Raw genomic sequence first — 7,529 nt, 5'->3', positions numbered from 1 at the left:
AATACCCTTTTGTTCAAGACCTTAACTCTACAGCTTGTCAACAGGCTTGCGAACGGACTTGGACTGCTATTCTTAGGTTCTATAATAACTGTAAGAACAAAATTGCTGGTAAGAAAGGATATCCTAAATACTCTAAACGTACTCATTCTGTTGAGTTTAAAAAGTCAGGTTGGAAACTTAATCGAAATTCCAAGAGAATAACTTTCACTGATGGAAAAAACATTGGGGAGTTAAAACTAATTGGTAGTCGAGACTTGTTTTATTTTCAAGAATGGCAAATTCAACGGATAAGAATAGTTAAAAGGGCTGATGGATATTATTGCCAGTTAATGCTAAAACTCGATGCTAGAGATATAACCCCACAATCAGAATCGACGGGTCATTGCCTAGGATTAGATATGGGGTTAAAATATCTTTATGCTGACAGCAACGGGAATACAGTAGAGCCTCCTAAGTATTATCGAAAAGCCGAGAAGCGTCTTAATAAACTGAATAGAAGAAAGTCGAAAAAGTTTAAGAGAGGACAAAAGCAGTCTAATAACTACAAAAAAGCTAGTCAAAAATACGCCAAGGGACACTTAAAAGTAAGTAGGCAACGAGAAGAGTTTGCTAAAAAATTGGCACTCCGTTTAATTCAGTCAAACGACTTGATAGCATATGAAGATTTAAAAGTCAAGAACCTTGTGCGTAATCGAAAACTAGCCAAGAGTATTAATGATGCTGGTTGGTCACAATTGAGAAAATGGATTGAGTATTTTGGCATTAAATACGGCCGATTAACTATTGCAGTTAATCCAGCCTATACAAGTCAAGAATGCCTTAATTGTGGTCGGTTAATCCAAAAGTCTCTATCAGTCAGAACTCATGTTTGTTCTTGCGGATATGTGGAAGATAGAGACAAAATGGCGGCCTTGAATATACTCAAAAAAGCTACGATAGGGCATATCGGAAGCTGGTCGTTAGACCTAAACGCTTGGGGAGATTTAAGCTCTATTTTGGTTGGTAGAAATACCTGCTAAGACAACTTGAGTCAGTGAACCAAGAATCCCTCGCTTTTAGCGACGGGAGTGTCAATATCTCAAGTAGTCAAATTTTTGCTCACCATTTTTCGCCTAGACTTCTTGGGGTTAACCGGATTGTTGGGGAAATTAGGCAAGGAGTCTAGGTTGATCTAATGCTCAAGGACACCTCGAATAAAAGATTTTGTTAACAAAGTGTTGGTCGAGGAAATCTCCTTGATCTACATTGATGAAGAGGGAATTATTTTCAAGAACTAACAAGGCGCTCCGTCCCTCAAAATTCGATTTTTCGAGGTAGCCTAGACATAACGCCTTGGTTATTGGCTAAAATTAAACTTTTTTTGCCCATCAATTTAAAAACTTGCGTTTTTTTGATCATCTTAGCCTAGAGGACTGAGTAGTATGAGTTACAGCAAAGTTGATTTGTTAATTTTGTCCATCAGTGTAATCTGGGTTAAATCTCTCACTTTTTCCCGTTATCAATTACTCAAGGGGTAGCTCGATCAATTGGACTTATTGAGAAAATCTTCGCACTAATTGAGAGTAAACCAAGGTTTGATCAGGGTTTCAGGCGGTGCAATGCTGAAGTAAATCTATTTTTCGAGGTACCCCCAAGAGGATCGATAACCACTGATTCCGAGCCAGTAATGATACACTAGGCATGATTTAATTACAAACCTCGATCGCAAAAGGAAATAAATATCGATGAAAGCCATGATTTTGGCGGCAGGCAAAGGAACTCGTGTCCGTCCGATTACCCATACGATTCCCAAACCCCTGATCCCGATTTTACAAAAGCCGGTGATGGAGTTTTTATTGGAACTGTTGCGACAGCATGGCTTTGATCAGATCATGGTGAATGTCAGTCATTTAGCCGAAGAAATTGAGAGTTATTTCCGCGATGGTCAGCGTTTTGGGGTGCATATCGGCTATTCTTTCGAGGGTAGAATCGAAGAGGGCGAGTTAATCGGTGATGCCCTAGGATCGGCGGGCGGTTTACGACGAATTCAAGATTTTAATCCCTTTTTTGACGATACTTTTGTGGTTCTCTGTGGTGATGCGCTGATTGATCTCGATCTAACCGCAGCCGTTAAATGGCATCGAGAAAAAGGAGCGATCGCCACTATCGTCACCAAAACTGTCCCCAGAGAGGAAGTGTCCAGTTATGGGGTGGTAGTTAGCGACGAGGAAGGAAGGATTCTCAGTTTCCAAGAAAAACCCGCCATCGATGAAGCTTTGAGTACCTGCATTAACACGGGTATCTATATTTTTGAACCAGAAATCATTGATTTTATTCCCCCTAATAGTAAATACGACATTGGTGGCGATTTGTTCCCCCAATTAGTCGCTAAAGCTGCGCCTTTCTACGCTTTAAACATGGATTTTGAATGGGTGGATATTGGTAAAGTCCCCGACTACTGGCAGGCAATTCGCGGGGTGTTATCCAGGAAAATTAAAAATGTTGCTATCCCCGGCATCGAAGTCAAACCGGGCATCTACACGGGCTTAAATGTGGGGGTAAACTGGGATCGAGTCGATATTACCGGACCTGTGTATATCGGGGCAATGACGCGCATTGAAGACGGGGCGAAAATTGTCGGTCCGAGTATGATTGGCCCAAATTGTTGGATTTGTGGCGGCGCAACAGTGGATAATAGCGTTATTTTTGAATATTCTCGCCTCGGTTCAGGGGCGCGTTTGGTGGATAAGTTGGTCTTTGGGCGCTACTGTGTTGATAAAACCGGCGCGGCGATCGATGTGGAAGCGGCAGCCTTGGATTGGTTGATTACCGATACCCGCAAGGTTCCCCCAGAATTTGATCACCCTAAACATCAGGCAATTCGTTCTTTATTCAATGGCAAGTAGGCAACACCGCAACGGGGAACTTTTTACTTGATAAGTACCTAAGCAAAATTAATTACACATATCTAACCACTCCTTGCATGAGTGCCTTTTGCCTTTTGCCTTTTGCCTATCCTAACCAAGACATTAATTTTGCACGACTACTTATCATGTTTGATTCTCCTGTTGATCTTCTCATTCTCTCCAATGGTCCTGGAGAAATATCTACATGGGTGCGTCCAGTTGTCAAGAGATTGCGACAAAACTTAACAGAAGATCGATCGCTGTTGCGGATTTCGGTGATTCTTTCCCCTTGTACTCATTCTATGGGGGCGGAAACGGAAGTAGTTAGGAAATATCCGGAGGTCGATCGAGTCCAGTCGCCAGAAAACTTCTTTAATTTTCTTTTCTGGGGAAAAACCGCCGATAATTGGGATTGGCACCCCAAGGGCATCGTTTTATTTTTAGGGGGCGATCAATTTTTTGCCCTCACCATCGGTAAACGTTTGGGTTATCGCACGATTATCTATGCGGAATGGGAAGCGCGTTGGTATCGGGGGATCGATCGCTTTGCCGTGATGAATACAAGTGTATTAAATAATATTCCCCAACAATATCAGCATAAATTTACTGTTATCGGCGATTTAATGGTGGATTTGCCCACTGCTATCACCCCTGATGATGCTACCTTAATTGCACTCCTCCCGGGTTCCAAACCCTCGAAATTAGCCCAGGGTGTACCCCTAACCCTAGCCATTGCTGAAAAGATACACGCGCAGGCTCCCCAGACTAAATTCTTAATTCCCGTCGCTCCTACCCTAAATTTAGCTTATTTGGCGAAATTTGCCGATCCTAGCTATAATCCGATGATCACTAAAACCGGTTGGAGTGCTGCCCAATTAAAAAACGGCGAAAAACCCTATCTAGAAACAGATAAGGGGGTAAAAGTTGACCTAATTACCGATTTTCCCGCCCATAACCAGCTTTCTCGCTGTCATTTAGCTTTAACGACGGTGGGTGCTAATACTGCTGAATTAGGGGCGCTGGCAATCCCGATGATTATTTTACTACCGACTCAGCAACTCGACGCGATGAGAACTTGGGACGGTTTACCCGGTTTATTAGCTCAACTGCCGGGGGTGGGTTCTTTATTTGCTAAGATAATTAATCTCTATATGTTGCGGAAAAAGCGTTTATATGCCTGGCCAAATATTTGGGCCGGTGCAGAAATTGTTCCGGAATTATTGGGGGAATTACAACCAGAGGAAGTGGCAAATATGGCTAGATCTTGGTTAGAAAATCCCGAACAATTAGAGGCTATCCGGCAAAAATTGCGGGCAGTGCGCGGGCAAGCAGGAGCAGTGGATAAGTTAGTATCTATTATTGCCGAACAATTGTCTAGTTTTTAATCAATTAGATAATTAAGCTTGTTGGTAGTGAGGATCAATTGCGATTAATTTATTAACAGTTTGATAGAATTCCTGCTGATAAAATTCCCGTTGATTGCCGTCCAGGGAATTAATTAATTGTTCTTGACAGTAGCGACGATATTCCATTAAACTAATTTTTTCCATAGCTATAATAGCATCTTTAATTTGTTCCTCTGGTTGCAAAATTTCCTGACTGGTATGTTCATTTAAGTGAAATAAAGAATTAAAATCACGATTTTTGTCTGTAGTTATCATCAATAAATGATTCTGTAAAGCTGACATCAAATCTCTTGGTTTAGTAATTTGGTTTTCTAAATCTAGAATTACTTGCCATAACCAACGATAATCAGGGACATTAAAAATTAAATCTTTTTCATCCAAAAGTTCACAAATGAGCCTCCGATATTCGGGAGAATGGAGATAGATTAATAATAATAACCATTCGGCTTTTTCTGTGCCATTTTTTTCGGATTTATCTAAGATGTTTTTACTCTTAATTGCTGGGGATTTTCCTTGAGGTTTATTAACCTGTTTGGAGAGATTTTTTAAAATATAAGGCAAACGAGTCGCATCTTTTTGAGCCAAAATTTCAGCACAATAATCGAGGTAAAAAGTGCGTTGATTGCTATCGATTAACTTTTGCAGTAAACTCACCATACTATTAGCTATTTGTTGAAAATGTAGTCCCTGTTTTAAATCTTTGTTAACCAACATTTGCGAGATTTGCCAATCAATCCAAAAAGGAGATTTTTCGATTAATTCTCGATAACTATTTACCCCGTCAGTATGGGATTTAAGAAATTCATCGGCATCTTTACCATCGGGAAGATTAAGGATTTTTAGGTTAACTTGTCCTGAATAAACTAGAGAGTTAATTTCCTCGATCGCCCTTTGTGTCGCTTTAATTCCCGCTTGATCGGCATCAAAATTAAAGATTATTTGTTTACTTTCACTGTAGCGCAAAAGTAGCTTAATTTGCTCTTGACTTAAAGCTGTTCCTAAACAGGCAACCACATTAGTGATACCAGCAGCATGGAGAGCGATTGCGTCAAAATAACCCTCCACAACTATCGCTAAATCTTGCTGAATAATTGCCTGTTTAGCTCGATCGAGAGCAAAGAGAGTTTTTCCCTTTTCAAATAGAGGAGTATCGGGAGAATTTAGATACTTTGGTTGTTCATTACCTAAACTACGACTACCAAAAGCGATCGCTCGTCCTTGACTATCAAAAATAGGAATCATTAAACGATCTCGAAATTGATCGTAATAACCGCTACCATTTTGACGCGCTTTAATTAATCCCGCTTGTTCTACTAAAGCCACAGGATAGCGCTTTTGTTCCACTAAATAACGATAGAGAGTTTCCCAACCTTCCGGAGAATATCCCAGTTGAAAAGTTGCGATAGTTTCTGGGGTTAGTTGTCGTTGTACCTTGAGATAATCTAACGCTTTTTCCCCTTGGGGTTGACTAAGGGCGTGTTGATAAAAACTCACCGCCACGGCCATTATCTCGTATAATTGTTCCTTGAGGGATAATTGCTGTTCTAATTCCTGACGCTGTTCTACTGCTAGAGTTTTAATCGGGATTTGATACCTTCTAGCAAGATCGAAAACCACTTCACTAAAAGATTGTTTCCCCACCTCCATAAAGAATTTAATCCCGTTTCCCCCCGCACCACAGCCAAAACAGTAATACATTTGTTTGGCAGGACTAACCGTAAAACTAGGGGATTTTTCCTCGTGAAAAGGACATAAACCGACGTATTCCCTTCCCCTTTTTTTGAGGACGACTCTCTCGGAAATTAAATCCACAATATCAATTCTTTGTTTAACTTCTTCGATCGTATCTGGATGTAGTCGCGGTGTATCCATAATCAGTTATCAGTTATCAGTTATCAGTTATCAGTTATCAGGAGATTTGCTTTTATTTATTCTCCCCGTCTCCCCAATTCATCATTCATCATTCCCACTCCCCTCTCCTTCTCCCCCATCTCCCCACTGCGATGGCGGCATTTTGTCCTCCGAAACCGAAACTAAGACAGAGACAATTGTGCAGGGAAAAATTAACAGCCGATCTAATTAAATTTAATTGAAAAGGCGACTCGCGCACACCGACACAGGGGGGAATTAGCTGATTTTTCAGAGCCATTAAACAAAAAGCCACACCTAATGCCCCCGAAGCCCCTAAAGTGTGTCCTGTTGCGCCTTTTGTCGAGCTTACAGCCACTTGCGAACCAAAAATGCTGGCGATCAGGTTTGCCTCCCGTTCATCGTTTAAACGGGTGCTAGTGCCGTGGGCGTGAATGTAATTAATTTCATCTTTTCTTAATTGACTTCTGTGCAAACATAGTTCTATGGCTTTGGTAGCGCTACGATTATCCACCGCCGGGGCGCTAACATGATCGGCATCGCAGGTAAAACCATAGCCCAAAATTTGCCCGTAGATGGCGGCATTTCTGCTTAAAGCCAGTTCTTCCGATTCAAGGACTAAAATCGCGCCACCTTCCCCCAAAACTAAGCCTTCCCTAGCTCTATCAAAAGGATAACAGCCCGTTTTCGCCAAAGCTCCCATCTGTTCAAATCCCACCAGAGTTAAGGGAGTGATCGGAGTTTCGATCGCCCCGACTAAAACTCGATCGCATTCTCCCATTTTGATTAATTCTACAGCCTGTGCGAGCGACCAGATGCCCGTGGCACAGGCCGCCATGGGTGCTAAGACTGGGGCGCCGGTTTCTATCAATCTAGCGGTCAATACCGAGGCGCGATCGGGTAAACTATCTAACCAGTTTTCTACTATTCCCGTCGCTGCCATCCGTTCCCATAAACCCTGACAACCACGACTAGAACCGATAGTGACACCACAATCCTTTAAGGGAGGGGTTAATTTCGCGTCTTCGAGGGCAGCAATCAGGGCAATTTTGGTTAAATCCTCTAAAAATGCTGGTTTGTGACCGATTAAACCCAAGGGTAAAGCGGGTAAATCAGAAAATGGTTGTTGTCTAGTTATACCAGTTTTGCCCTCTAGTAATCTTTGCCAACTCTGACTTAAATTTCCCAGAGAACTGATCAACCCAATTCCCGTCACCACAACATTCATTTATCAGTTATCAGTTATCAGTTATCAGTTAAGTACCTAGGCAAAATTAATTACATACTCGCCTCCAAAATTGTCCAGCACTTTTTTAACGTAAGCGAGGAGGCTCTTTCGGTCTTTATAGGCGCTAAATTCAATCCATTC

General features: G+C 41.7%; 5 protein-coding genes and 1 pseudogene. 3 read left to right on the top strand and 3 right to left on the bottom strand.

Annotated elements, in window-relative coordinates:
- The 3 genes from O9323_RS17060 to O9323_RS17050 all read left to right on the top strand — a co-directional run.
- The coding region (locus O9323_RS17060) for an RNA-guided endonuclease InsQ/TnpB family protein (protein ID WP_288125459.1) at positions 1-1,019 on the top strand (1,019 nt) is incomplete at its 5' end.
- 705 nt (positions 1,020-1,724) lie between these two features.
- Positions 1,725-2,885, top strand: coding sequence for a nucleotidyltransferase family protein (locus O9323_RS17055; protein ID WP_002734722.1), 1,161 nt, complete (start codon positions 1,725-1,727; stop codon positions 2,883-2,885).
- A gap of 146 nt (positions 2,886-3,031) precedes the next feature.
- Positions 3,032-4,270: a glycosyltransferase family protein gene (locus tag O9323_RS17050; RefSeq protein WP_149107666.1), complete on the top strand. Its 1,239-nt coding sequence runs from the start codon at positions 3,032-3,034 to the stop codon at positions 4,268-4,270.
- 12 nt (positions 4,271-4,282) lie between these two features.
- On the opposite strand, the gene dnaG is transcribed toward O9323_RS17050, so the two are convergent.
- From dnaG to O9323_RS17035, 3 genes and pseudogenes are all read right to left on the bottom strand, one after another.
- A complete protein-coding gene (gene dnaG, locus O9323_RS17045; RefSeq protein WP_002753376.1) occupies positions 4,283-6,163 on the bottom strand; it encodes a DNA primase in 1,881 nt (626 codons plus the stop codon).
- Positions 6,164-6,251: 88 nt separating this feature from the next.
- Positions 6,252-7,388 (bottom strand): beta-ketoacyl-ACP synthase, encoded by a 1,137-nt coding sequence (locus O9323_RS17040; protein ID WP_002753375.1) that lies wholly within the window; start codon positions 7,386-7,388, stop codon positions 6,252-6,254.
- Positions 7,389-7,424: 36 nt separating this feature from the next.
- Positions 7,425-7,529 (bottom strand): annotated as a pseudogene (locus O9323_RS17035) (IS630-like element ISMae24 family transposase); the annotation flags it as partial.

The organism is Microcystis sp. LE19-131.1A, from assembly GCF_027532015.1.
In the GTDB taxonomy this organism is placed as follows: domain Bacteria; phylum Cyanobacteriota; class Cyanobacteriia; order Cyanobacteriales; family Microcystaceae; genus Microcystis; species Microcystis ichthyoblabe_A.
This window is presented reverse-complemented; position numbering and strand designations above follow the sequence as displayed.

Excerpts from the sequence above, each read along its gene's own strand:
- O9323_RS17055 (WP_002734722.1), top strand. The coding sequence starts at position 1,725 with ATGAAAGCCATGATTTTGGCGGCAGGCAAAGGAACTCGTGTCCGTCCG.
- O9323_RS17050 (WP_149107666.1), top strand. The coding sequence starts at position 3,032 with ATGTTTGATTCTCCTGTTGATCTTCTCATTCTCTCCAATGGTCCTGGA.
- dnaG (WP_002753376.1), bottom strand. The coding sequence starts at position 6,163 with ATGGATACACCGCGACTACATCCAGATACGATCGAAGAAGTTAAACAA.
- O9323_RS17040 (WP_002753375.1), bottom strand. The coding sequence starts at position 7,388 with ATGAATGTTGTGGTGACGGGAATTGGGTTGATCAGTTCTCTGGGAAAT.